Annotated in this window: 26 protein-coding genes, 2 tRNA genes and 1 pseudogene; 9 read left to right on the top strand and 20 right to left on the bottom strand. The window is 33.4% G+C overall.

Annotation, left to right across the window (positions count from 1 at the left end):
* Positions 1-31: 31 nt before the first annotated feature.
* From EPK97_RS13140 to EPK97_RS13130, 3 genes are all read right to left on the bottom strand, one after another.
* Positions 32-589 (bottom strand): hypothetical protein, encoded by a 558-nt coding sequence (locus EPK97_RS13140; RefSeq protein WP_162037090.1) that lies wholly within the window; start codon positions 587-589, stop codon positions 32-34.
* A gap of 213 nt (positions 590-802) precedes the next feature.
* Positions 803-876, bottom strand: a tRNA-Gly gene (locus tag EPK97_RS13135).
* A gap of 14 nt (positions 877-890) precedes the next feature.
* A tRNA-Pro gene (locus EPK97_RS13130) sits at positions 891-967 on the bottom strand.
* Between the two features lie 92 nt (positions 968-1,059).
* Between EPK97_RS13130 and EPK97_RS13125 the strand changes: the two genes are divergently transcribed.
* Together EPK97_RS13125 and EPK97_RS13120 are read left to right on the top strand one after the other, a co-directional pair.
* On the top strand, positions 1,060-2,118 hold the full coding sequence (locus EPK97_RS13125; protein ID WP_162037089.1) for an NAD(P)-binding domain-containing protein: 1,059 nt from the start codon (positions 1,060-1,062) through the stop codon (positions 2,116-2,118).
* Between the two features lie 33 nt (positions 2,119-2,151).
* On the top strand, positions 2,152-3,081 hold the full coding sequence (locus EPK97_RS13120; protein ID WP_162037088.1) for an aldo/keto reductase: 930 nt from the start codon (positions 2,152-2,154) through the stop codon (positions 3,079-3,081).
* Positions 3,082-3,228: 147 nt separating this feature from the next.
* Here EPK97_RS13120 and EPK97_RS13115 read toward each other — a convergent pair whose 3' ends face one another.
* Positions 3,229-4,596: a hypothetical protein gene (locus EPK97_RS13115; protein WP_162037087.1), complete on the bottom strand. Its 1,368-nt coding sequence runs from the start codon at positions 4,594-4,596 to the stop codon at positions 3,229-3,231.
* A 235-nt stretch (positions 4,597-4,831) separates the two neighbouring features.
* A pseudogene (locus EPK97_RS21900) lies at positions 4,832-5,091 on the bottom strand (IS110 family RNA-guided transposase); the annotation flags it as partial.
* Between the two features lie 128 nt (positions 5,092-5,219).
* Between EPK97_RS21900 and EPK97_RS13110 the strand changes: the two are divergent.
* The 3 genes from EPK97_RS13110 (at position 5,220) to EPK97_RS13100 (ending at position 7,178) form a co-directional block, all read left to right on the top strand.
* Positions 5,220-5,978, top strand: a complete 759-nt coding sequence (locus EPK97_RS13110) for a MerR family transcriptional regulator (RefSeq protein ID WP_162037086.1) — start codon at positions 5,220-5,222, stop codon at positions 5,976-5,978.
* Positions 5,979-6,161: 183 nt separating this feature from the next.
* Positions 6,162-6,644, top strand: coding sequence for a DoxX family protein (locus tag EPK97_RS13105; protein ID WP_162037085.1), 483 nt, complete (start codon positions 6,162-6,164; stop codon positions 6,642-6,644).
* Between the two features lie 15 nt (positions 6,645-6,659).
* Positions 6,660-7,178: a PadR family transcriptional regulator gene (locus tag EPK97_RS13100; RefSeq protein WP_162037084.1), complete on the top strand. Its 519-nt coding sequence runs from the start codon at positions 6,660-6,662 to the stop codon at positions 7,176-7,178.
* Between the two features lie 342 nt (positions 7,179-7,520).
* Here EPK97_RS13100 and EPK97_RS13095 read toward each other — a convergent pair whose 3' ends face one another.
* The 3 genes from EPK97_RS13095 to EPK97_RS13085 all read right to left on the bottom strand — a co-directional run bounded on the left by EPK97_RS13095 (position 7,521) and on the right by EPK97_RS13085 (position 10,186).
* Positions 7,521-8,372 carry an arylamine N-acetyltransferase gene (locus EPK97_RS13095; protein WP_162037083.1) on the bottom strand — a complete coding sequence of 284 codons (852 nt, stop codon included), beginning with the start codon at positions 8,370-8,372 and terminating at the stop codon, positions 7,521-7,523.
* A gap of 97 nt (positions 8,373-8,469) precedes the next feature.
* Positions 8,470-9,411 (bottom strand): DMT family transporter, encoded by a 942-nt coding sequence (locus EPK97_RS13090; RefSeq protein WP_162037082.1) that lies wholly within the window; start codon positions 9,409-9,411, stop codon positions 8,470-8,472.
* Between the two features lie 277 nt (positions 9,412-9,688).
* Positions 9,689-10,186, bottom strand: coding sequence for a DinB family protein (locus EPK97_RS13085; RefSeq protein ID WP_162037081.1), 498 nt, complete (start codon positions 10,184-10,186; stop codon positions 9,689-9,691).
* A 160-nt stretch (positions 10,187-10,346) separates the two neighbouring features.
* Between EPK97_RS13085 and EPK97_RS13080 the strand changes: the two genes are divergently transcribed.
* Positions 10,347-11,531: an alanyl-tRNA editing protein gene (locus EPK97_RS13080; RefSeq protein ID WP_162037080.1), complete on the top strand. Its 1,185-nt coding sequence runs from the start codon at positions 10,347-10,349 to the stop codon at positions 11,529-11,531.
* Positions 11,532-11,800: 269 nt separating this feature from the next.
* Here EPK97_RS13080 and EPK97_RS13070 read toward each other — a convergent pair whose 3' ends face one another.
* From EPK97_RS13070 to EPK97_RS13045, 6 genes are all read right to left on the bottom strand, one after another.
* Positions 11,801-12,637: a GNAT family N-acetyltransferase gene (locus tag EPK97_RS13070; protein WP_162037079.1), complete on the bottom strand. Its 837-nt coding sequence runs from the start codon at positions 12,635-12,637 to the stop codon at positions 11,801-11,803.
* 164 nt (positions 12,638-12,801) lie between these two features.
* Positions 12,802-13,050, bottom strand: a complete 249-nt coding sequence (locus tag EPK97_RS13065; RefSeq protein ID WP_162037078.1) for a hypothetical protein — start codon at positions 13,048-13,050, stop codon at positions 12,802-12,804.
* Positions 13,051-13,106: 56 nt separating this feature from the next.
* Complete coding sequence (locus tag EPK97_RS13060) at positions 13,107-13,865, bottom strand: LamB/YcsF family protein (RefSeq protein ID WP_162037077.1); 759 nt, start codon at positions 13,863-13,865, stop codon at positions 13,107-13,109.
* Position 13,866: 1 nt separating this feature from the next.
* Positions 13,867-14,886 (bottom strand): 5-oxoprolinase subunit C family protein, encoded by a 1,020-nt coding sequence (locus EPK97_RS13055; protein ID WP_162037076.1) that lies wholly within the window; start codon positions 14,884-14,886, stop codon positions 13,867-13,869.
* The gene (gene pxpB, locus EPK97_RS13050; RefSeq protein WP_162037075.1) at positions 14,883-15,626 is read right to left on the bottom strand and encodes a 5-oxoprolinase subunit PxpB; all 744 of its coding nucleotides are present in this window, start codon (positions 15,624-15,626) and stop codon (positions 14,883-14,885) included. Before pxpB ends, EPK97_RS13055 begins: the two co-directional genes overlap by 4 nt.
* A 123-nt stretch (positions 15,627-15,749) precedes the next feature.
* A complete protein-coding gene (locus EPK97_RS13045) occupies positions 15,750-17,891 on the bottom strand; it encodes an S-layer homology domain-containing protein (RefSeq protein ID WP_162037074.1) in 2,142 nt (713 codons plus the stop codon).
* A gap of 341 nt (positions 17,892-18,232) precedes the next feature.
* Between EPK97_RS13045 and EPK97_RS13040 the strand changes: the two genes are divergently transcribed.
* From EPK97_RS13040 to EPK97_RS13030, 3 genes are all read left to right on the top strand, one after another.
* Entirely contained in the window at positions 18,233-19,822 is a 1,590-nt protein-coding gene (locus EPK97_RS13040) for a multicopper oxidase family protein (protein WP_162037073.1), read from the top strand.
* A gap of 201 nt (positions 19,823-20,023) precedes the next feature.
* The gene (locus tag EPK97_RS13035; protein ID WP_162037072.1) at positions 20,024-20,947 is read left to right on the top strand and encodes a Gfo/Idh/MocA family protein; all 924 of its coding nucleotides are present in this window, start codon (positions 20,024-20,026) and stop codon (positions 20,945-20,947) included.
* Positions 20,948-21,002: 55 nt separating this feature from the next.
* Complete coding sequence (locus tag EPK97_RS13030) at positions 21,003-21,587, top strand: sulfite oxidase-like oxidoreductase (RefSeq protein WP_240903816.1); 585 nt, start codon at positions 21,003-21,005, stop codon at positions 21,585-21,587.
* Positions 21,588-22,055: 468 nt separating this feature from the next.
* On the opposite strand, the gene EPK97_RS13025 is transcribed toward EPK97_RS13030, so the two are convergent.
* From EPK97_RS13025 to EPK97_RS13000, 6 genes are all read right to left on the bottom strand, one after another.
* Complete coding sequence (locus tag EPK97_RS13025) at positions 22,056-22,157, bottom strand: sporulation protein YjcZ (RefSeq protein ID WP_162037071.1); 102 nt, start codon at positions 22,155-22,157, stop codon at positions 22,056-22,058.
* Between the two features lie 146 nt (positions 22,158-22,303).
* Positions 22,304-22,600 (bottom strand): hypothetical protein, encoded by a 297-nt coding sequence (locus EPK97_RS13020; RefSeq protein ID WP_162037070.1) that lies wholly within the window; start codon positions 22,598-22,600, stop codon positions 22,304-22,306.
* A gap of 782 nt (positions 22,601-23,382) precedes the next feature.
* The gene (locus EPK97_RS13015) at positions 23,383-23,718 is read right to left on the bottom strand and encodes a hypothetical protein (RefSeq protein WP_162037069.1); all 336 of its coding nucleotides are present in this window, start codon (positions 23,716-23,718) and stop codon (positions 23,383-23,385) included.
* Between the two features lie 472 nt (positions 23,719-24,190).
* Entirely contained in the window at positions 24,191-24,655 is a 465-nt protein-coding gene (locus EPK97_RS13010) for an arsenate reductase/protein-tyrosine-phosphatase family protein (protein ID WP_162037068.1), read from the bottom strand.
* A 355-nt stretch (positions 24,656-25,010) separates the two neighbouring features.
* Positions 25,011-25,265: a hypothetical protein gene (locus tag EPK97_RS13005; RefSeq protein WP_162037067.1), complete on the bottom strand. Its 255-nt coding sequence runs from the start codon at positions 25,263-25,265 to the stop codon at positions 25,011-25,013.
* Positions 25,266-25,433: 168 nt separating this feature from the next.
* On the bottom strand, positions 25,434-26,198 hold the full coding sequence (locus EPK97_RS13000) for a protein-glutamine gamma-glutamyltransferase (RefSeq protein WP_162037066.1): 765 nt from the start codon (positions 26,196-26,198) through the stop codon (positions 25,434-25,436).
* Between the last annotated feature and the right edge of the window lie 260 nt (positions 26,199-26,458).

The raw sequence follows: 26,458 nt of genomic DNA, 5'->3' as shown, positions 1-26,458 counted from the left end.
ACTTATTTGTGATTTATTTCAACTATCCCTTCTAATCTCCAGATAAAAATGCATCAATTAACTTCCAAGTAATCTGGTTATTATGATCTACTTCAAACTCATATAATCCTACACCATGAATATGTCCATCTTCAAAATGTGCGTAAACCCATTTATAGTTTATAACTGTTGCTTTGTAAAAAAACATTGTACCACCCAAGACACCATCAAAAGGAATCAATTCTGGATGTTCATATAAATCTGTTATAATGTCCTCAGAATCATCAATGCCAACCCAACTTAATTCTTGAATGGATGCAGAATCTAATATTTCCAAATTTTCAATATCAGTATTCAAATCTGTTATTTCACTTCTTAACTTGTCATTTTCTAATTTAACTTTTAATAATTCCTTTTCAGTTGCTGCTTTCTCATTCATTAATGTATTTTGCTCATCTTCACTTAATTGTAACCGTTTGTTTATATCTTCGTTCAATTCATTTATACTATTGTTCTTAGAATATTGTACAACATTTATAACTAATAATATAACGACTAAACTCACCACTGCTGTGATTTTAGTGAACCTACCTAATGTACTTCTGTCCATCAGCTTCATCCCCATTTCTTAATAATTAAAGCCTTCACAATATATAAAAATCATACATGATTCTTACATTCACTTGCAATACTATTTTAATGCTTGGTACACTTGATAATATAAAAATGTTAATATACAATATATGAATAAGTGTTCATATACAAATGTTTAGAAACAAAAAAACAGAACATTTCTATGCTCTGAATTGATAGTAATATGTAATGGAGCGGGTGATGGGAATCGAACCCACGCGACCAGCTTGGAAGGCTGGAGTTCTACCATTGAACTACACCCGCATGTAAGGTATTAATGGTCGGGACGACACGATTTGAACATGCGACCCCTTGGTCCCAAACCAAGTGCTCTACCAAGCTGAGCTACGTCCCGTTATTGTTCAATACCTTTTGTTGCGACAAGAACTAATATACCATGACTTAATATAAAACGCAAATGTTTTTTTATGGGAAGGCGGTAATTTCGTGAGTGAATCAGTAAAACTCGATGTCATAGTCATAGGAGCGGGACAAGCAGGTTTAGCTTTAGGCTATTATTTAAAGCAATCAAATCTATCTTTTTTATTATTAGATCAAAATTCACAAATAGGAGAAACATGGGTTAAACGTTACGATTCGTTAATCTTATTTTCACCTAGAAAATATAGTAGTTTACCCGGTTTCCCATTTCCAGGAGAACCTAATGGATACCCTAACAAAAATGAAACCGCAGATTATTTAAAACAATATCAAAAACAATTTTCCATCCCTGTTAAACTGAATACCAAGGTTACACAATTAACAAAGGAAACCGATCGATTTATTACTGTAACAAATGATAAAACATATCATTCAAAAATAGTTGTCATTGCAACAGGGCCATTTCAAATTCCTTTTATCCCTAAATTAAATGATTCAGGATTGGATGAACAAATCATACAATTACACTCCTCACAATATAAAAATCCAGAGCAACTTAACAAAGGGAAAACATTAATAGTAGGAGCAGGGAACTCTGGAGCACAAATTGCTGTAGAACTTCATAACACACATGATGTATATCTCTCAACTAGTCAAAAATTAAAATTTTCACCACATAAGTTTGCAGGTAAGAGTGTCTTTTGGTGGTTTGAAACACTCAAAATCTATGATGTATTTCGTTCAGGAACAAAGTTTGGAGAATGGATCAAAAAACAACCTGAACCCATCATGGGGACTGAATTAAAAGAACTTATTCAACATAATAAAGTGAAACTGACTGCAAAAACAACATCTATAAACGGAAATGAGGTTACATTTGAAGATGGAAAAACATTAACTGTAGATAATATCATTTGGGCAACAGGTTTTACACAGAACTTCGAATGGATTAAAATAAATAATGTAATTAACCAAAAAGGAAACCCACTGCACAAAAGAGGAGTTTCTTCAGTTCCAGGGTTGTTTTTTATTGGGTTACCTTGGTTACATAAAAGACCTTCTGCCCTCCTTGGAGGAGTGGGAGAAGATGCAGAATATATCGTGAGTAGTCTAAAAAGTATGTAATTATAATCTTTGTATTTAGAGGAGAGAAAATACATGAAATATCGTCGTCTTGGAAAAACGGATTTAAAAGTATCTATTGTTGGAGTAGGGACATGGCAATTTGGTGGCGAATGGGGTGAAACCTATACAGCGCAAGAAGCAGCTCAAATTTTAGAAAAAGCAAAAGAGGTTGGCATCAATCTCATTGATACAGCCGAATGTTATGGTGATCATTTATCGGAATCATTAATTGGACAATATTTAAAAAATGAAAAACGTGAAGATTGGGTTGTGGCCACTAAATTTGGACATAAGTTTAACGGTTTATTTGAACGTGATCAAGTTTGGAGTGCCGATCAGGTCATTAAACAATTGGAAGACTCTTTAAAGGCTCTTCAAACGGATTATATCGATCTGTATCAATTCCACTCTGGTACCGATGAATACTTCGATAATGATGAATTGTGGACAGCTTTAGATAAACAAGTACAAGCGGGAAAAATTCGTCATCTTGGAATTTCTATCGGTAGCAACGAAAACATACATCAAACCAAAAACGCAACGAAAGTAAACGCAAAAGCGATCCAGGTTGTATACAATCGATTAGATCGAAAACCAGAAAATGAGGTTTTCCCTTCTTGTCAAGAACAAGATCTTGGTGTATTAGCTAGAGTCCCATTAGCCAGCGGTTATTTAAGTGGAAAATATAAACCAGGTGCTGAGTTCGGTCAGACAGACGTAAGACATCGACATACAGATCGAGATGACAGGCTAAAAATCGTTGAGGAAATCAAACAATACGAAGTTCCTGAAAAGATGGATATGGCACAGTGGGCATTAGCATGGTGTCTCAAACATCCAGCAGTCACTACTGTTATCCCAGGTTGTAAAAATGTGAAACAGGTTGAGTCCAATGCAGCGGCTGTTCAATACATAAGTGATAATCATCCACAGACTTGGAAGGATGAAGAGGAAGAGAAATAAAGTAAACATTAAGGTAGACCGCTTTTTTAAATAAAGGCGGTCTATTCTTACGATTAGTCAAGTATAATTTAAAAATTAATATTATGTTTATGTTTTATTAAAATCACTCTTCCCTAATATAACTTCTCACCTTAAATTCAAAAGATATTACCCAAAACCCTTTTTCCGTACAACGTATCGAGTACCCGTAAAAGTAATAGGACCAAATAAAAAAACATCCGTACCATTTATACTAGGTGTACTTACAATCACTTGATAGGTCACATTTTTTTCTAAAGAATCAATGACATCTACAGTTTCTTGTGAAAATATTTGCCCTTCAGAATCGTCCCCCTGAGTATCAATTTCAGTTTTTGCTGTATAAATCTGTTCATTATTCTTTAATATGGCGTGAACTATGAGAAGGTTATTATCCTGATTATTAGTTAAATGAAAAATACTGTTTAACCAGACGCGATCCCCTGGTTTTAAACAGTCAAAAGTAACTTTTGCAACAGCAGTGGGGTTAGTAGAGTTACCAATCTCCGTTACTTCGGTTGGTTCTTTTTCAGGAGTAACGAATTCAAATTGTTTAATCTCTACTTTATTTAAGGGTAAACCCTTTTTCCCATCGACATATCGAGTACCCGTAAACTCAATGGGGCCCAATAAAGAAACATCTGAAGTAATTCCCCCCTCCGTAGATGCACTCACAACTACCTGATAGGTTACATTTTTTTCTAAAGAGTCAATCACATCCACGTATTGTTGTGAAAATATTTGCCCAATAGAATCTCTAGCTACACCTCCATCAATTTCGGTTCTTGCAGTATAAATAGACACATTATTTTTTAATATTCTATGATCTATGATAGGTTCATCATCCGCATTATTAGTTAAATGAAAAATACTGTTTAACCAGATGCGATCCCCTGGTTTTAAACAATCAAAAGTAATTTTTGTCACAACAGTAGGATTATCAAAATCAGTAGAAATCATATCTACTATTGGATCATCAGTCTTCACAGGAGGGGAAAATTCAAATTGTTTGACCTCTAATTTTTGAAACGAAAAACCGTCTTTCCCATCGTCCAAAAGAGTACCTGTAAACGCAATGGGACCCAATAAAGAAACATCTGAAGCAATTCCCCCCTCCGTAGATGCACTCACAACTACCTGATAGGTTACATTTATTTCTAAAGAATCAATGACATCTACAGTTTCTTGTAAAAATATTTGCCCCTCAGAATCGTCCCCCGGAGTATCAATTTCAGTTTTCGCTGTATAAATCTGTTCATTATTTTTTAATATTTTGTGATCTATGATAGGTTCGAAATTCGGACCCGTATTATTAGTTAAATGAAAAATACTGTTTAACCAGATGCGATCTCCTGGTTTTAAACAGTCAAAAGTAATCTTTGTTACTACAGTAGGTTTAGTAGGATCAGTAGAAATCATATCCACTATTATATCAGGAGTATTTACAGGAGTAACAAACTCAAATTGTTTGACCTCTACTTTATTTTTAAATGACATTTGATTATTCACCTCTTTTCTTTGTCAGACTTATTTTTGTATATATTTATATAATGCAAACAAGATTGATTTTGTATGGGTATTTAGAATAAATAGTCTGATGTAGCGTGTTATCAAGGGATTTATTTTAATAAAAACAAAAATCTTAGTTTCCATTTTTCAAAAAAACACAAATTAACCTAGGATAATTCATTTTTTTACACTAGGTTAGTTTATGTTAAAATGAAATGTATAACTATGATGAAGCTGCGAATCTGTAGTCATAGTCTACGCTGTGTGCAACAAAATAGAAGACGGTCTTCAACAATTTGTTAACACATGCGATGGACGCAACTTTATGACATTTGTGATAAGGTTGTGTTTTTAATTTATCGTAATAATCAATCAAATGATTCTGGACAAACCGCCTCAGCCTAATCATATTTTGAATCATAATATATAACAGCTCTTTCCAGATTGAAAACGACGAATGTCAATCCGTGTATACGCATTGAGTAGTAGTACGAACCAATGCCTGTGGTCTGCACTACTACTCTTAGTGTGTTTTCAAAAATAAATTTTTTATCTTTTTGTTGACTCTAACCGTACGTCATAGCTTACGATGAATTTGGAGGTGATACTTCATGTATAAAGTAAAAGAAGTTTCAAGCATTGTAGGTGTAAGTGTGCGCACACTTCACCACTATGATCGCATTGGACTGCTTGAACCTGAAACAACTACTCCGGCCAGATATCGACTTTATACTGATCAAAACCTCGAAAGACTGCAGCAAATCTTATTTTTTAAGGAAATGGATTTTAGTCTGCAGGAAATTAAAGAGATTTTAGATCGAGCTGACTTTGACAGAAAAAAGGCTCTTAAAACTCACAAAGAAGTGTTATTAAAAAAGAAAAACCGCATCGAGGAAATGATCAAAACGGTGAATAAAACGTTAGAGTCAATTGAAGGAGGAATTAAAATGGAAAACAAAGAGATGTTTAACGGGTTTGACATGAAAGAAATTGAAGAACATCAAGTAAAATATGCTGATGAAGCGAAACAAAATTACGGTGAAACCTATAAAAAAACGGCAGAGAAAACGAAAAATTATACGAAAGAAGATTGGAAAAATATCACTGAAGAAGCAAATGGTATATATAAAAAGTTAGCTTCAAGAATGGAATTTGCTCCTGAGGATGAACAAACTCAAGATACGATACACGAATGGAGACAGCATATTACTAAATATTATTACGAATGTACGGTTGACATCTTCAGAGGACTTGGAGATATGTACGTTTCAGATGAACGATTTACGAAAAACATCGATAAACACAAACAAGGTTTAGCTGAATTTATGAAACAAGCTATGTTTGTCTACTGTGACAATCAGACTAATTGATAAAACAATGAATCAGATTCATACAAACCAGTAGAACCAATCCGTGAAAACCATTCGAGAATGAACCCATTTTCGAATGGTTTTTCTTTTATATTCTAAAACTTTTTTAGAAATGTAGTAGTATTTATTATTCATATTATGTATATTAATAATATTAATAATAATTTTTAAGGGAGAAACCATATGATTCCATTCATCATCATGTTTATCAGCTTTTCTGTTTTTTTTATTTTATCTACAATAGGTCTTCTACCTAGAGCTTTAACAATTAGAGAGATAGGGAATTATTCGATGTCTATTATGCTTATTTTTATTGGTATTAGTCATTTTGTGCTAATGGATGATATGCTAAAAATGATCCCCTCTATAATCCCTTTTAAATTAGCCATTGTGTATATGACAGGTGTGTTTGAGATCCTTTTCGGAGTAGGTCTCCTTATTCCACGCTTTAAAAGAATATCGGGGATTCTACTGGTTATTTATTTTATTGCAGTTTTTCCTGCTAATCTAAACAATGCTTTATATGCCACACAATTATCTGGTGCCATTCCAAGTAATCCAACCTACTTGTGGATACGACTCGCTCTACAACCACTGCTTATGATATGGGTTTTATGGTGCACTGGAGTTGAACAGAATCAATCAACTGAATCAATAAAACAATAGATAAAGGAGAACAAAATGCAAGCAAAAGATGTGATTTTAGGATTATTAAAAACAAAGGATATGTCTGGTTATGATATTAAAAAAAAATTCGAAGAGGAGTTTTCCTTTTTTTTTGATTCCAGTTATGGCAGCGTGTATCCTACATTAAAAAAACTAGAAGAAAATGAATATATCTTTAAAAAGACCTTAATTCAAGAAGGTAAACCAAATAAGCATTTATTTTCGATCACAACAAAAGGGGAAGAACTTTTTGAGAATTATCTGCAAAGTGAAGTAAAGAGAGATAATATACGCTCTGATATTTGTATGAGACTGTATTTTGGAGAATTTATGGATAAAAACCAATTATTTAATACCATCGATAATGCCATCTCACAAAATAAAAATACGATAGAACAACTTGAACAAATGCACACTAAGTACTCCGTAAATATGTCAGATACACAAAAGATCAGTCTTGAAATCGGCATTGAATATCACAAAAGCCAGTTAAATGTTTTACTAAGTGGCATAAAAAAGTTAGAAAATAATTAAAATACACATATCTTCAAGATTGATTCATTCATAAGTTAAAAAAGCTGATATTTCATACCTTCATGTATGAATATCAGCTTTTGAGTGTTGCTTAGTTCCATATATTTTAAAATGTATACCATTTTATTTTTTGTATAACCTAAAACAACAAAAGCCCTACCTCTCTTTTGTCCTTGCGGCTCCGATGACCGCGCCAGTGTGAATCAGTAATACTTACAAACTCTATTAGGGTTATGAGAATTTGAATCATATGGTGAGGATTAATACCTAATGAGGAACAATCTGAGGTTTTAAAGCAACAACTTATACAAGTTAACATATCCATCCGTAAAAGTCAACCGATCATTTCTCTTGAAAAATATCTATACCGAATCCCTCTAATACTTCAATCGCTTTTCTCACAGGAAGCTTTGGCAAAGAATATTCTTTATGGATCACACTCTCTATTTCCTCAACGCTGCTCAACTTTATTTCAGTTTCTTTTAAATCTAAAGTTCTAATCGAAAGTTTATTATTATTTAGAGATAGTGTTCGCCCATTTTTTATTTGAAATAGATCTACACGAAGTTTGGACATAAAAAAAGCATCCGTTTTAAAAGAGTTCTTTATAACCTCATTAACATCTTGAGCAGAACAAGTGTTATCTGGATTAAAAATCCAAGCATTATTTACAAAATTGCCATGACGATATCTAGTAAAACGATAATAACCTTCTTGTTCGTCATCTGGAAGTATTTGAATTTCATCTGGTCCATAAGTTGAAGAATTTTTTCTATTTTCAAACCTAACTGGTCTAAAAATTGGCGCGGCCCCACCAAAATCCATATATAATCGTTCAGCTGGAAATTCAGGTAATTTCACTAAAATAGCTGTATGACCTGAACCCAACAGTACTAGATCACAATCATATCCTATACACGATAACAATTTTTGAGCATAAGGATTTAATACGATGCAAGTTCCTCCAAAATCATTAAATAAATTCTCTACATACTTTTCTATTGGGGGAATGTAATACTGGTTTGTTCTATAATCAGAAAAATCAAGCAATTTACTCACATTTTCAAAAGGTAATGTAGAAAGATGCCTCTTGCAAAACAATTCCAGAAACTCATATGAAGGAGATTCCGGTATTGTTAAATGCAACTTTTTTAAATATTGAGAAACCCAATCTGGTGTTTTTTGTATATTCATATCAACCACTCCATAACCAATTTATATAGAATTCAATTTCATGTCATTTCAACATTAAGTTCATTTTTAAGAATTTTAAAAAACATCTTCAAATCGTTTAATCTTTTACAGCAATTCCATGGATTACGTTGTTACCTTTGTTGGACAAGGATTTATTGTTAAAACCTTTCATATTGGCTCCTATAACCCCAACAATGATTAAAATTGTACCGATCATATGATACGTGTAAAAAGCTTCGTTTAATATGAAAACCCCTGCGACAATACTTACAATTGTTGAAAGATTCACAAAGACACCTGATCGAGATGCTCCCATTTTTGCAATCATATAGTTTGTTAAAAATGAAGAGACAACGGATGCAAAAACCCCTAGATACAAAATAGATAAAATAAAGTTTGGTTCAAGAAATAACGAAAAGTCTGCTTTATCAGGAGACACAAATAATATAATATTAAACATGACCATACCTATACCCATCATGGCATAAGTCAACTCTAAGGGGGAAAATTGCTCTGAGTATTTGCGAGCAAGAATAGAGTAAAATGCCATCGATATAACGGATAAAAGAATAAGAATGAATCCAATGAGGTTTGATCCCCCTTCTACCCCACTCATGAAACCGATATATAATACACCACCTGCTGAAAGTAAAATTGAACCTTTTTGGATCAACGACGTACTTTCCTTTAAAAATAACGAAGCAAATACCATAACAAAGATCGGAAGCAAGGCTGTGATAATACCCGCTTCACTTGATGTAGCATACTTCATGCCATAAGTTTGAAAAGAAAAAGCAAGCACAGGCTGAATGAGTGAAAATAAAATAAGCGGAAGTACAGGTTTATTTCGAAAGTTGACTTTAACTATTTTAAATAAAATAAAAACCGTCATTGCCATAAAAGCAATTGTAAAACGATAGGATAATATAGATAATGCTGAAGCTTCGTTTACAATATTTTTTAAAAATAAAAAACTTAAACCTACAATAATAGCTCCTAATAGACCAGCCATAATCGGTAATGTATTGTTTTGTCTCATACTTAATTCCTCCTAATTGATAACTTATACTTAAATCTTACTTTATGTTTGTATCTATCACATCGACTAATAGGATGAACAAAACTACAACTTTAGACTGAGAATTTCCTCTTGTAAAACAGAACATTTTGACGCACAAAAAAACCACAAATAAGTAATCCCTGAATGAAGGTGATTCAATAAATGATCATCATTTTCATATATCATTTCAGCTATGTGGGTTACAAATTTGCGGTTCAGTTAAGTTATTTTTAGTAATGTAAATTTAGATCTATATTTATGAAGGATATCCCCCACCTGGTGGTGGCCAAGCTCCAAAAATTCTACGAATTAATACGATTTCTGCTAAATGGTATGAGTTATGTGAAGCCATATTTCTCAAAATCCCTGCTTTCGGTTCTGTAGGCCATTTTTCTAAAGGTTCATCCAATTGTGTATTCATTGCAAATTCACAGGCTTGATCTACCCCTGACAGTAACTCTTCGATCATTTTATTCCATTCTTCTTCATTGGTAGGTTTATCTTCCTCAGGCCAGGATTCCATTGCAGATTTAGGTAATACTGGTTGCTCTCCTTCAAGATAACCAAGAAACCATCTTTGCCAATACAGCATATGACTTAATAATTGATAAATCGTGTAAGGTAATTCACCAATTTGTTTACCTGCAAGCTCATAATCAATATCAGATAAAGCTCTTTCTATTGGAATATGCCCACGTTCTCCCTTTAACGATTTTACTAATGTTTCTCCAAAAACTTCGTTTGCATTTGTCATGTTATCCCTTCCCTCCATGATTTATGATATCCATTTTATCAGACTAAACGTGAAAAACAAAAACAAGACTGATGCTATCCTTAGACTTTCTACTCACATCTACTGTAAAATAAACAATAAGAGGAATTTTAATTAAATCTATTTTGAATAGGAGTTCAAGATGTCAAATAAACTTTATTACTCAAATCCATTTTTAAAAATGTGGGAAACAAACATAAAAGAGATGAATGAACGAAACAATCAATACATCATACAATTAGAAGAAACTGCTTTTTATCCTGAAGGTGGTGGACAACCTGCCGATAAAGGAACGATCAATGGGATAAAAGTATTAGATGTACAGGAGAGAAACGGAGCCATTTATCATACCTTGGATGAATTACCTGAAGGAGATCTTTTAAAGTGTGAAATTGATTGGAAACGCCGTTTTGAACACATGCAGCACCATACTGGTCAGCACCTTTTATCAGCGGTATGTATTGAATTGTATGATGCACATACCGTCAGTTTCCATCTTGGAGTAGATACCGTCACGATTGACTTAAATGTTCAACATTTATCCAAAGAACAACTAGATCATATCGAACATCAAACGAATTTATACATTTATGAAAATAGACCTGTAAAAACATATATGGTTGGAAAAGAAGATCTCTCAAAACTTCCATTACGAAAAACTCCTGAGGTAGACGAAGCTATTCGAATTGTAGAAATAGATGATATTGACACGTCTGCCTGCTGTGGAACGCATGTAGAATCAACGGGACAAATAGGAATGATTAAAATCTTAAAAACTGAAAAACACCGTGGCGGAATTCGACTTTACTTTAAGTGTGGGTATAGAGCTTTGGCGGATTATGATGCAACTCATCAAGTATTAATGTCAGTAGGAGCTAAATTAAATACAAATCGAGATACGTTGTTAGCAAGACTTGAGCAAATAGAACAGGATCAAAAACAGCTTCAAAAACAACTTATAGAAACAAAAGAGAAATTATTTTCTTCATTAGCAGAACAACTTATCAATGAAAAAAATGATCATTTGATTATTCAGTCCTTTGACGAATATAACATGAAAGATTTACAACTCATTACAAAAACCATATTTTCTAAAAGTGAAAGTATTGTTCTTTTTAGATCTAATAGTGAAAAGCGATTATTACTAGCACAAAGCAGCGGGTTCTCTTTAGATTGTGGAGCTCTCTTTAAAGAGCATTTAGAACAATTTAATGGTAAGGGCGGAGGAAGTAAGGTTCAGGCGCAAGCGATGTTTGAATCTGATGAGAAATTAGTACAATTCGAGGAGTTTATTGTAAATCATTTGCTTATTCAAACTGAGGATTGAAAATCAACATAAACTGGACTACTACGTTCAGGGGTTGACATTAAATTAATTCATTCCCTTCTGATCCTAATTCTATTTCAACATGGCGATTTTCTGAAGTCACTTTTTCTAAGAGTTCATCTAAGGTTGGTTTTTTTGTCACATGAAACACCCCCTCATACAAATATTGTACTCTTCTCATTACACACCCAATCATAAAACATATATATAGTGTACATTATGATTGGGTTTATGTTTAATTACAAGAGATTAAATACATGAGATAAAACCTAACTTCTATAAACTAGATCCTCAAAAGGAAGGAAATACATTGGATAATTTGAAAGTTGCTTAAATCCGAGCTTATTAGCTATTGCAATGGAGTCTTTACGAAAATGCTCAGTCGTCCAATGAGGAATCCCACCTATATTTAGGCATTCTTCAATGAACAAACTAGCCATTACAGTAGCAAGTCCTTTACCTCTATGTTCTGGTTTATATGTGTTGATTCCAATTTCGTACTCATTATTACTCACAAAAGCAGAGATACATGTACCAACCACTTCATCTTTCTTTAGTACACAATATCCTAATCCCTTATTATAAAATGTATCTAGAGACTCCCAAAATTTCTTTATCTCATTCGAAATCATGTTCTCATTGTCTAAATAAATTACACTTGGGTCAATTTTTAATATCCGATATTCATCTGGAACACTTTTTACGTCTAAAGATGAAAAACGTTTCTTTTCAAATTTAAAAGGGACTCTCTCCCCTTTCATTAGCTGGTTTTTAAAGATATTATTTAAATTCCTTTCCCACGACTGAAAGGGGTATAACTCTAAATTTAAACAATCGTCACCAATTGCAAGTGCTTCTAGTTTTAAGCTATGGATAATAAAGCCCTCTATTTGCGAATTAAAAACAGGGTTCTCGCTATTTCCTATCAAATAAAACAATTCCATTTGAGCCCATATTAAAGCAGCAGTCGGAGAGTTTTTATGATCAACAAAAATTCTCCCTACATTGTTTCTATCAATTACACCGTTGATTACAGGATGTTTCTCTAGTCCATTTAATAGTGGTTTCATTTTAGGGTAATCTTTAGGATTTAACTCGTATATCATTTGATCTTCCTCTTTCTGTTTTAAGTTCTTATACCTTGAATTAAGACTTAAAACAGGTAAGCATTTAGGTTATTCGTACCCATTCAACACCTTCCATCGTTACATGTCTTATCAAAATAAATGAAGTGTTTCTTCTTTCCTTATGCAAATTTCATATAAACTAATTAGTTAACTTTAATAAGTAACTTCCCATCACTTGTCCGTCCTAATTTTGTGTTACATTTTGGGCATAAAAATTCATCACTTTCACCTGATGGAACTTGAATGATTTGTCCACAAGCTGGACATTTATCAATTTGCCTTGAACCTATACCTCCATTAAAAACACGCTTTATTTTTAGAGCACCTTTAACAATGTTAAAAATCAAATATAAAACTATAAATATAAACACCCATTTAATAAAAGAAATCATTTGTTATTCTCCATTCTATAATCTTATACTTCTTCATATCTTCCGAATGATTCACTCTATTTTATTGCGCTAATATGTATGCCTTCTTCTTGTAATTTCTTTCTTATCATTTTAACAAAAGTCAGTGCCTCCAATCCATCCCCATGAACACATATGGTATCTGCTTGTATTGATATTTCTTTCCCATATACGGTTTTTACTTTTTGCTGTTGAATCATTGATAATACTTGTACTGTTGCTTCTTCTGCATCCTCAATAAGTGCTTCTTTTTGATTTCGTGGTGTTAAAGCGCAATCATCTTGATAGGTTCGATCAGCAAACACCTCATTTGCGCAACGTAATCCGATCTGTTCTCCTGCTTTGACTAATTCACTTCCAGATAAACCATACAATAATAACTGATTATCAAAATCATAAACAGCTCTAGCGATAGAATCAGCTAATGATCTATTTTTAGCTGCCATATTGTATAACGCCCCATGTGGTTTAACATGATGTAATCGCCCGCCCTCTGCTTTTACGAATGCATTTAAAGCGCCAATCTGATATAACACAATTTCATAGGTTTCTTCTGGTGTAATATCTATGTTTCTACGACCAAATCCTTGTAAATCTTGTAACCCAGGATGAGCACCAATAGCCACTTTATTTTGTAAACATAATTGAACTGTTTTTCGCATTGTACTTGGATCACCTGCATGGAATCCACAAGCTATATTTGCTGAGGTCACAAACTTTAATACTTCTTCATCCATTCCGATGGAATATACACCGAAACTCTCTCCTAAATCACAGTTGATATCTACAGATAACATTTCAATCCCCCCTCCTCCAACGTTCACTAATCATCAGTTTTAAAATATGAATATCTTTTTCTTGCTGTAAATATAGAAACTCTGCTTCTTCTAAAGTAACCTCCTGAAACATTAAGGAGTCTCCTGGTTTTAGCTGAGCAATTAATGGGAGATCTACTGAAGCAACTTGTGCAATACGTGGGTAACCACCTGTAGTTTGTCTGTCAGCTAATAATATGCGAGGAAATCCATCTGGTGGTACTTGAATCGTACCCATCGTAACGGCTTCTGAAATCATATTTAAATTAGTTTTAAGTTGAATTTGAGCCCCGTTTAATCTGTAGGCCATTCTATCTGATTGAGGATGAATAGTGAAAGTCTCACTCAATAGAGAAGTTATACTTTCATCTTGAAATAATTCAAACTCTCTTCCTTTCATCACTCTAATCATCACCTGAGATTGATAAGCTGGTAAACTATATTCACTTACAAACCAAGGTAGAGGGATAAATGATTTTAAGGAAGTAGAGTAAAGTTGTAAAAAGGACTGTATTTTAGTATTCCCTATGTAATCAGATTGATGGACTGAGATTAAATCTCCTTGTTTTAAAGCTCGCCCCTCGTACCCTCCAATTGCTGCTCTTAAATATGTACTGCTACTGCCCATAACTTCTGGAACTGATATCCCACCTGCTGCAGATAGATACGCTCTACAACCTGATTTAACGTTACTAAATTGTAGGCAGCTACCTGCTTTTATGATAATAGGACGCCACATTGGCACTCTTTCCCCATCAATTATTGCTGATAGATCTCCTCCACAAATGGAGATAAGTGAGTCTTCTTGAAATTCAATAGATGGTCCGATCATTGACATCTCCATAACAGCAGCATCTTCTTCATTCCCAACTAACAAGTTGGCTATTCTAGCAGCATAAGAGTCCATTACTCCACCTGCTACTACTCCATATTTTTGATACCCAACCCTTCCCAAATCTTGAATCGTCGTGAGCATTCCTGGCTTTAATATTTTTAAGGTCATTTTTGTTTCTCCTCAAGTACAGTATACTCATCTATGGAGATGGAATAAAACTGAATGCGGTCTCCTGCTCGCAATAAAGTAGGACTCTCATTTTCAGGTTGGAATAATGTCAAAGGTGTCCTTCCAATAATTTGCCAACCACCAGGAGAATCCAATGAATAAATCCCTGTCTGTTCTCCTGCTATGCCAACACTTCCTGCTGAAACCAATACTCTAGGTTCACTCCGTCTTGGTGTGGCTATTTTACTAGACATACCACCCATATAAGGAAACCCAGGGGCAAAACCTAACATGTATACTAAATATTCTCCTTCAGAATGATTTTGAATAACTTCTTCTGTACTGAGTTGATTGTACATTGCTACGTATTCAAGATCAGGAGCGAAATCTCCTTCGTAACATACGGGGATTTTTATGGTTCGATGTTCTATAGTGATATTTTTTTTCATTTTAGCTATTCTATCTTGGATGAGAGCAAGTATTATATTATAGGATGATTGGGTAGATTTATTGATATTATTATCTTTTGATTGATATGCTCTTACTAATTCGAAAGGATCATAATATATCGTTACTGTAGTAAAGGTAGGTACAGTCTCTATTGTTCCAATGATGGGGTTTTGTTCTAAGGATCTAGAAAAATTGCAAACTTGTTCATATGTATTTTCATTTAATTCAGAGTCAAACTTCGCCACAATAGCTTGCTCACCCAGAGGATAGAATTGAATGTTGATTGTCATACTTTCACCTTGTTTCTTGGAATAAAGAATAAGATACAGAACACATCATTTATTTTATTATACTATTGAAAAAGACCCTAGTCATTGGACTAGAGCCTTTAGATAAATACATTAATTTTATTATTAGTTAATTACTAATGTAACAGATTTTGAAACATTTGAATTGTCATAAATATTCCCTGTAATTGAATCAATCTGATCTTTGATAATACCTACAGACACGCCATCGCTACCTGCATCATCCAATCCCAACAACTCTGGTACAGATATAGCAATTATTCCATCTGCATTAAAATAATATTGTTTAAAAGCATCTGGAGGATCTAAAACATCTAATAAAGGGAGTGTAACATTAACTTTTTTAGCATTATCTGCTTCAATGATAAAAGTTAAAACTTTATAGTCATTATATTTATTATCAATATCAAATGTATAAGAATCACCTGATTTCAATGCTGGGAAAGTTTCACCAAACCCTAAAGATACACTATTAAATGCTATACCACTTTCAAAATTTAATGTTGTTCCTAAAGTAAGTTTTAAACTAAAAACTTCTGTAGAATCACCATTAGTATACTTAACAGATGCATCTGTGCTTAATGTATCGAACGGAGATGGGTAATTTATTGGCCACTCTTTAATTGTATCTACTCTAACACCATCTTTATCAGAGTCTCTATCTCCCAATAATAATGATACTGGTAAAGTTAAAGCCCCATCATAAAAGTCTATAGTTTCCGTTTCTCCATCTCTTGTTAATGTAAGAGATTCAGCACCCTCTAATTCCAAAATAAATGTTGTAAGTTTATCTGAATCATCTAAATCATCCTGTGGATCAGGGTTACCTTGTAAAATAAAATCAATAGATGAGCCTGAACGATTTATAGTTTTTTCAGGGTCAATAACTTGCACATAAGCATCATTAATTACTGCTTGACTTGTAGCAGGAGGTGTTGAATCTCCACCACCACTAGTTCCAGAACCACCAGCAGCAGGTGTAGTATCTACCTCAACATTAGATTCTTCAGCTTGCTCACCTTCAACTGTTTCAACTGTTCCTTCACCTAATACTTCAGTAACAGCATCTAGAACAAGTTCTACGATAGTAGCATCTTTACCAAGATCTAATGCTACACCTTCAGCTGTTTCATCTACATTTAAGCTTTCAACAGCACCTTCAGGGATTTCGATACTTACTGTAGCTGCGAATACATCCACTGTTTCAAATTCCCCTACTAACTCAACATTAGCATCTTTAGCAATTTCAGTAGAAAGAATGACATCAGCAAAACCTGCTCCATCAATATCAGACTCTTCTAATTTCGCACCGGAGTTTAATGTTACTTCTTTTACATCTGTTTTACCTTCAGCAACGATACGTACTTTCCCATTTTTCTTATCAACGATCACTGTTACTAATACAGTGTCTTTTAAGTGAATACTATTTTCTCCACCACCAGAAATAATGGTTGTACCTTTTACAGTAACATTATTTAAATGAACGTCTCCTTCACCAATTCCTTCGGTTAAAAGAAGATCTCCTTCAATCACTAAGTTTTGTAATGTTACTCCAGAAGCTGTAACTGTAACATTGCTAAGAATGGTATCAATACCTTCCTCTGGGCCATAAGTACCTGCTTCACTGTATGTGTACAGATACTCTGTAGCACGTTGGATCATTACAATAGCCTCTGCACGTGTTGTTAAACCTTCTGGTTGAATTTTATTGTTATATCCAGATACGATACCTAAATCAACCAATGCACCGATCTCACCTTTAGCCCATTCACCAATACTAGCAGCATCATCAAAAGAATCTACTGCTTCAGGTTTCACTTCTAAATCTAGTAATCTAAAAATCATCACTGCTAATTCCTGACGAGTTATGTTTTGATCAGGTTTAAAAGTTCCATCTTCATAACCAGTCATAAAACCTGCTGCTAATGCTTTAGATACATCATTATAGAACCAGTCTGAAGATTCTACATCTGGGAAATTCACTTCTGTTGTTTCTTCATGTTCAAAAGCTCTGTTTACAAAAGCGGCTGCTTCAGATCTTGTTAACGTTTGGTTTGGTTTATACACACCTTCACCATAACCATTTAATAAACCGTTATCGATCCATTGCTTTAATTGTTTTTCTGCCCAGTGTCCATCAATATCTGATGATCCTGCGGCAAATACTGAACTAAACATGGAAAAGATCATTGTTAATGTTAACAATACTACTAATGATTTTCTACCTATTTTTCTTTTTAATTCCAACTTCTTTTCTCCTCCTAATGAACTATATTTATTTTTTATTTATTATAAATTTTAATAAATAACTTGGTAGGATAACTATGATTTATAGTTTCAGATAATGATGTAATAGAAGCTCTAAATTGAGGTTTTAAATGAATTTAATGTATTTGTTATTCTCATTGTATGTATTAAGTACTATTTTTCGCTAAAATACGATATTTTTTGCCATAATAATAATCTATTCTAGTTTTTGTGCTAAGTCAAGCGTTTTTCTAATAAATGAATGACTTAGAAACACCATTAATACACTGTTAATAAGCTAAAAAATGAATAACTTTAATACCTTAAAGTGAGGTGTTTCAATGAACCTTATTAAATACATTGATAAATTACCTATACTCCCAACTGTAAAACCCTTGTATAAAAAAGGAGACATCAATTATTTTGAAATGAAAATGAATCAATTTTACACTAAAATGCACAGTTCTTTACCAGATACACTAGTTTGGGGATTTGATGGACTTTATCCTGGCCCTACAATTGAAGTAAAGCAATATGACAAAATTCAGATAAAGTGGATGAATGAATTACCACCTAAACACCTTTTTTCAGTAGATAAAACCATTCATGGAGCAGAGGGGGATACCCCTGAAGTAAGAACGGTGATTCATGTGCATGGGGGGATCACTCATGCTCCAAGTGATGGGTATCCTGATGCATGGTTTACAAATGGGTTTAAACAAGTAGGATCTGCTTTCACACAGGAAGTCTATCATTATTTTAATACACATGAAGCGACCACACTTTGGTATCATGACCATACGATTGGTATTACTAGATTAAACATTTATGCTGGATTAGCAGGTTTTTATCTGATTCGTGACAAAAATGAGCTTTCTCTATCTCTTCCTAAAGGAAAATATGAAATCCCTCTAATGATTCAGGATCGTACTTTTAATCCTGACGGTTCTTTATATTATCCTGAACAACCACCTGATGCATTTGAACCTACACCTAAATTTTTTGGAGACACGATCGTTGTAAACGGTAAAGTATGGCCTTATTTAGATGTAGAACCCAGAAGATACCGTTTTCGTATGTTAAATGGCTCCAATTCCCGTTATTACATTTTAAAACTTGATAATGGTCAGCCCTTTATTCAAATTGGAAATGATGGGGGATTTTTAGAAAAACCAGTGATTATGAAAGAGATCCTTTTAGGGCCTGCAGAACGTGCAGATGTCATCATAGATTTTTCAGACAGTCAAGTAAATAAAATCGTTTTGTTAAATTTAGCCCCAAAAGAATATCCAAAAGAAGGAGAAATTTCAATAGATACTACAGGACAAATTATGCAATTTCGAGTAACCTTACCTCTTATGGGTAAAGATGTGAGCAAAGTACCTGCTAGGCTAAGAAATGTTCAATTTCTAAAAGAAGAAGATGCTGTAATAAACAGAGTTCTAACCTTAGTAAGGTCATTAGATGATATAGGCAGAAGAATTGTACTCATAAATAATCAGCGATGGGATGAACCCACGACAGAAAAACCTAAATTAGGAGATACTGAAATTTGGACCTTCATCAATTCGTCCGTAAGCGTTCATCCGATACATCTCCATCTAGTCAACGTACAAATATTAGATAGACAGTCATACGATCAGGATCTTTTTTTGGAAACAGGGGAAATTAAATTAACGAGTGAAAAAAGACCTCCAGCAGAAAATGAAACTGGATGGAAGGACACGGTGAATTCAAATCCTGGTGAAATTATACGAATCATAACAAAATTTGAACCCTATACAGGAAAGTATGTATTTCATTGTCATATCTTAGAGCACGAAGACTATGAAATGATGAGACCTTACGAGGTTGTTAAAAAGAGTAGATTTTTTTATAGGTTAAAATCCCTTTTGTCTATTAAAACAAATAAAGGCAATAAGCCAACCTAAGCATGAATTGACCAATCGAAAGAACATATCTATAATCATCAAATATAACTACCGTCATAAGAACATCATTGGAATTGATAACCAGTAATCTAATTGGTATATTTATTATTTACAAAATTGAGAAAGGAACCGTAATAGTGGTAAAATAAAGCCATGTACACATAAATGTTTTTTTTATGGTGAGGAGAATAAAAATACATTATGAAACGTATAAAAGTGGGAATCATAGGATTAGGAGACATTGCACAAAAAGTATACCTTCCCCTCCTTATTCATGATGAAAGAATTACAATTGCAGGGATCATGAGTAGAAATAAAACAAAAGTAAAACAACTTTGTAATAAATATCGTATTAAAAAGGGATATACAAATATAAATGAGCTTCTTCTTCAAGATCTCGATGCTGTATTTGTTCATAGTGCAACAGAAAGTCATTATCAAATTATAAAAAAATGTCTAAACAGAAATTTACATGTCTATGTTGATAAACCCCTTTCTAATCACATCAAAGAATCCATAGAATTAGTTAAATTAGCTGAGAAAAAACAACGTCTACTTTGTGTAGGTTTCAATAGAAGATTTGCCCCAAAATATATGGAAGCTAAAAAATGGATGGATGAAGTTGGTGGATTCGATACTTGCATCGCTCAAAAACACCGTACACAATTGCAAAACTTTAACGCTAGACATACAATATATGATGACCTCATTCACATTGTAGATTTGTTATTATGGTTAGGATCAGGCATAAAGGAAGTATCCTCATATACCCGCAATGTAAATAAAAAGGATCAACTATTAAATGCATCTGGTCATTTAATATTCGGGTCATCCTCTGGATTCTTCGCTATGAACCGCCAATCAGGGGCTGACTTGGAAAGTTTAGAGCTGTACGGAGGAGGTAGGTCCGTCAAAGTAACCAACATGGAATTAGCTACTTTCTATGACCTTAAATCGGATGATCAGGTTAAACCTTTTGGCAGCTGGGACACCATTTTATATAGACGCGGGTTTATTGGTGTTGTAGATCATTTTTTAAAAACCTTACATAACCCGGAAACCTGTACTGTACGTGCTGAACAAGTTTTAGAAACACATTTATTAATGGAACAATTCTCAAAATAAATATCCACAAAAATTTGACCTTAAAATGAAGAATACATGTAAGGAGGAGTTTATTATGTCTGACAATAAAAATGTAGAAAATAGAGTCCCACCAGGACAAACCAGAACAGAAGGTTTCCCAGTTCTCCATCATGGAACCGTACCTTATTATAATGATATGAGTAAATGGGACTTGAAAATAATGGGAGAGATTGAGCAAGAACTCACACTTTCATATATGGAAGTCATGAACTTACCTCGAAAAGAATATAAAAATGACATTCATTGTGTCACAACTTGGTCTAAACTAGATAACGTATGGGAAGGTATTCCTGTAAGTGAAATCATGAAGAAAATCAAACTCAAAGATTCTGCAAAATTTGTTATGTTACATGGAGAACATGGATGGAGTACGAATTTACCTATTGAAGATTTTTTATCTGAAACTTCTTTTTTAGGACTAATTCACAATGGAGAGCGTTTAACTCCTGAGCATGGATATCCACTCCGTATGGTCGTCCCTCATTTATATTTTTGGAAAAGTGCAAAATGGTTGCGCGGTATTGAATTTATGGAAAAAGATAAACCAGGATTTTGGGAAAGAAACGGATATCACATGTATGGTGATCCATTTAAAGAGCAAAGATACGACTTTGATTAATGCTTAGTTATTGCTTTTAAATAAATAGAACAGTTCCAACTAATGAATGTTTGACTCATTCACATAGGGGACTGTTAAGACCAAAGCTTTGAATTTAACGTAGAGAAAAACCTCACTACATGAAATAATAGTGAGGTGTCCATAGAGGTATAAAAATGAGCGCAATTACCTCCTATTACTAAGAGGTGATATATAATATGTTCGGAGACTTCATTTTGTATAGCCAAGTATCCTTAGACAATTACACATTTTTAAAAGTTTATTGTAGCGGTGCAACTCTCTGTAAAATACTCAGCACTATATACAACCTAATAATGAACGTAGTATATAGTATGTATTTAATGATAAAACAAGTAATATTCCACTAAAATGTCACTTATCTCAAACTGTTAGGTGCATTTTATTGATATAAAATTTCAATGGAGATAGATTCCCCATTGAAATTAATTATAGAATACTTATAGAATATTAATATTTAGAACCAGCTGCAATTAAAATAATAACTAAAAGAATGAATAGTACTAAAACAATACCAACACTTCTACTTGAACCGCCACCGTAACAACTCATTAATATCCCCTCCTTTTTATTTGGGATAGTATATAGTATGTAATTAATATTTATCTGGTATAGACAAATTACATGGTTGTTAAAAAATGTGTATTTTCCTATATTTAGAATAAACACCCAATCAAAACCTCAATAAAATTTACCCTTTACTCCTTTAATAAATTGTTTAGATGCGGCCATAATTTCTTTTGTCTAGCCTCAGGATCATTCATTTCATTACCTTTAGTAGATTGCAACCCTGATTCCACAACCATAGGATCATCCATAACTGCCTCATCACTATTAGATGATAGAACCTCTGTAACACATAAAACTTCTTTTGCATTTAAAAAGTTATTTTCTCCTGAGATGTTGTTATTTGATTTTGTTTCATCAAATAAAAAAAAACTTCCAAATATAATTATCTCCTTTCCATTTTTAAATGTGACTAGATATTCCTTCATTCTTTGTTCCTCCTCAAAATAAAATAATTAGATTCCAATACATATCCCCTGATTGTAAATCAATTCTTGAGTTACATGGGGCAGGATTAATTTCATATATTTCTATGGTTTGAATATCCGTGTTTATCAATTCTATTTCATAATTAAAAGCACTACTATGAGTGGGCTATTTACATATTTTACCTATGTGTAGTTTGTTCTAAAAAGAATCTGTTTTTTTAGAATACAAAAAGCACCCAATTAGAAGATAAGGTGCTTAGTAGTTAACAAATTATTAAGTAACTGGAAAAAATTTAAAGTTGATAAGTGCATCTTTTCAATTGGATACTTATTACTAATCATTTCAGTTTCTTAAAGTTTAGCACACCACTTCTACTGTCTATGGATGCTGCGTATATTTCAAGATGCGAATATAGGTTAGAATAAATTACATTTATAAATAAATACTGACACCAGCAACACAATGTCATCTATCATAACATGCATATTTTTTAAAGTCCATCAGCATTTTTTTCCTTTTTTAGGATGATTTTAACTCATCTCATAAATTTATTATTATTGAATCGGTCATAGATAAACCTCACTACATAAAATTATAGTGAGGTTACCGTAGAGTAGATAAATAAACGCATAGTGTTTGATAATTACCTCCAATTATTAAGAGGTGATATATACTATGTTCACACACTTCATTTTGTATAGACAAGTATCTTTAGACGAGTACACATTTTTAATAGTTTTTGTAGAGGTATAGCTCAAATCTCCTACCATTTGTCATCCTGCTACCGCCCAGTTACTTTAAGACTTCGCGATGTGGCAAAAATATTCCTTACGCCTGTTCCTGATTCAAATGTACATCTGAGATCATACTTATTAATTCCAGCTCTTGGGTTATTATCTACTATAGGGAAGTTTGGAAAGTTTGTATGTCTAAAATCTTCTAAACCACCAGGTTTTGCATAATCCATTTCATCATTAATCGTTGCAATGACCTCACCATTACGCAATATTTCATAAGTCACTTCAAAAGTTACAGATAGCTGATCTGTCGAACGTACAGCAATTTGAGTCATTGATTCTAGGGATACTTGTGTTCTCTTTGGTTGTTTAACACACATCAACGGTATTTTATGAACAATCTAATGAAGTTGCTTGGACTCTTATCTATGGGCGTAAATAAAAAGAGCGCTTATGTGCGCCCTTTCTGTTACAGTTTAACAATAAAATTTTATTTTAAAACTATACCTTATAATGTAAATATTGTAAACTTCCCTCCCAACTTCTTAAATTAAAATACCATTTCACAATATCTTATGAAGAATCTAACGTATTTGCTTGGACTGGTATCCCTAGACATTCGCACAAAAAACCAAGGAACTTAAATGAACAGCTCCTTGGTCTTTTGTGACTGCATCCAGAAGTCTAAAAGCAACAGTATTTACATCACAGTTTGAAAGTTAAATTCCCCTCTCATCCATATACTTTATGCTATTCAATCTCCTTCTGATTGTGTGAATGTAGATACGTGAAATGCTGTTTATTGAGACAACCAACAAGGATTTTGATGGCTTTATGATGAGTGATGTAAAATCACTTCTTATTTTTAATCATTGTTTCTAAAAGTTGCTCACAGCTGGACTCAATCAGATCATATACTTCATTAAAATTACCAGTAAAATAAGGATCAGGAACGTTCTTTATCTCATTTGAAGGTAAAAACTCTAACATTCTATAAATCTGAGTTTCTTTATTTCTTGAAAGAATTTTTAAATCCTTCAAGTTTTTTTCATCCATCGCAATAATGTAATCAAAATCATCCATATCTCCAGCTACTACTTGTCTTGCTTTTAAACCAGCATGATCCACTTCATATTCATCTAAAATAGCCCTAGTTCCTTCATGTGGTGGATTCCCAATATGCCAATCCCCAGTACCTGCAGAATCAACTTGTATTAAGTTATGCAATCCCCTCTGTTTCACTTTATGTCTAAAAACAGCCTCTGCCATTGGAGATCGACAAATATTTCCTAAGCAAACAAATAAAACTCGAATCACTATCTAATCACCTATACTTTCGTTATATCATTCGCCCAATTATAACTTGTATAAAAGCAGATCTCAACAAAAAATGGACAAATAACTAGGGGCATTCGTTTGATTTTCATGTAAATTGGTGAATTCGTCCAGTCAAATAATATGAAACATCATACTATGTATTATGAAATAAGAATCTAGAAATTAAAGGTAATGAAATGTCTAATTCAACAGTTTATCCAATACTAGGCTACCCAGTCACTCATAAATTGGATACACGGATATACAGTCTAAGAAAAAGAAGGTAATAATATAGAGTTTCACGGAATAGATGGGCATATCTATTCCGTGAAATGATCATTCTTTTTCAACTAGTTTAAAACAGAAGTCCTCTGCTGAGAATAATAACAAGAAGGATAAACAATACAAGGACTATAACTGCCCCATGCCATCCTCCTCTTCTTGGATGACATTTAGCTGGTGCTAAGTTCTCATTCGCAGCATAGGTAGCCGGTGCCAAATTTTCATACTCAGCTGGAGACTCATACGCTGGTTGATTCATATCATATGCCGGCATTACATTTGATGCTGGCATTACGCTTGCAGGAGCATAAGGATTAATATTGTTCATATTCCATCTTCCTCTCTACGGTTTATTTGAAATGTTTTCCTTACTAGTTTATTGCGGATAGACGTTTGTGGACTGGGTATTTAACCATTCTTTCATTTTTTGTGCTCCTGCGGAGTTTGTACTTCGTCTATAAAAAATACCTTTATAGTACTTAATAGGATATTTTTCTTACATATATTGTGGTGAGTACATCAAAGTATACTGATACAGTTTTTTGTAATCTGGTCTTGTAGCTTGTTCTAATAAAAAAGCGGACCGCATACTTCCTGGATAGCGAAATGAATTCAACTCTTCAATCATTCCTTCTCTTGGTTTAATTCCAACACCGTGACCAAAATAAAGTCCATTTCCCATATAAACAACATTTTCCCCCTGCCATTGAGGAGTACTTGGGTCTACATCTGGATTATCGAAATATAGAATATCACCCGGGAAATAGTCGAATCTTCGGGTAGTAATAAGATTTAGATCTTTATCATATTGCCATGCCCATAGGTATAAATTCTGAAACAAATAATTAAATCTCTCTTCTCCTAATGACTGCATCACTGCTTTGTATAACACAATGACCATACCAGTAGCACATTCAAATCCATACTCAGAGCCATTAATAAAAATGTCGTTAATTGCAACAGAAGGTTTTACTCCTGGTAGTAACCTTAAAGCACCATTACTTTCTGTAGACCAATATCTTGGATTTGCTCGTGAGTATCGAAACGTAGCAAACGAAGCATCACTATTATTTAATAATTTTGCAGCTTCGGTGATATTCTGTCTCATCTGTAGTTCAAAATTTAATTCGTTCATAGATGAGTATGAATATATTGCCTGACTATTGATCATTTGTAGCAAAATATTCCTTTCAAATTCCGATAACATCATTTGTGATTCAAGCTGTGGGAATGTTACATATCTATTGTTGATTTGTATCATTGTCGTACCGTCTCCCCTCTATATATTTGCTTATACAACAGCTTATGAAATTATATAGCGGAGGTGCCTAAAGAAAACTCGCTGATTGGCAAGCTTTTTAAGGCGAAGACAGAAGAAAATAAAAAAACCGTCCATTTGGTGAACTGCCCCCTGTCAAATAGACAGTGGAAATAATATAAAGATGTATGTAGCGTCAATCGACAGATTGGCGCTATTTTATGCAACTGTTGCAGTTAAATAGTGACGATATTCCATTGGTG

Source organism: Chengkuizengella sediminis (assembly GCF_010078385.1).
GTDB lineage: Bacteria > Bacillota > Bacilli > Paenibacillales > KCTC-33759 > Chengkuizengella > Chengkuizengella sediminis.
This window is presented reverse-complemented; position numbering and strand designations above follow the sequence as displayed.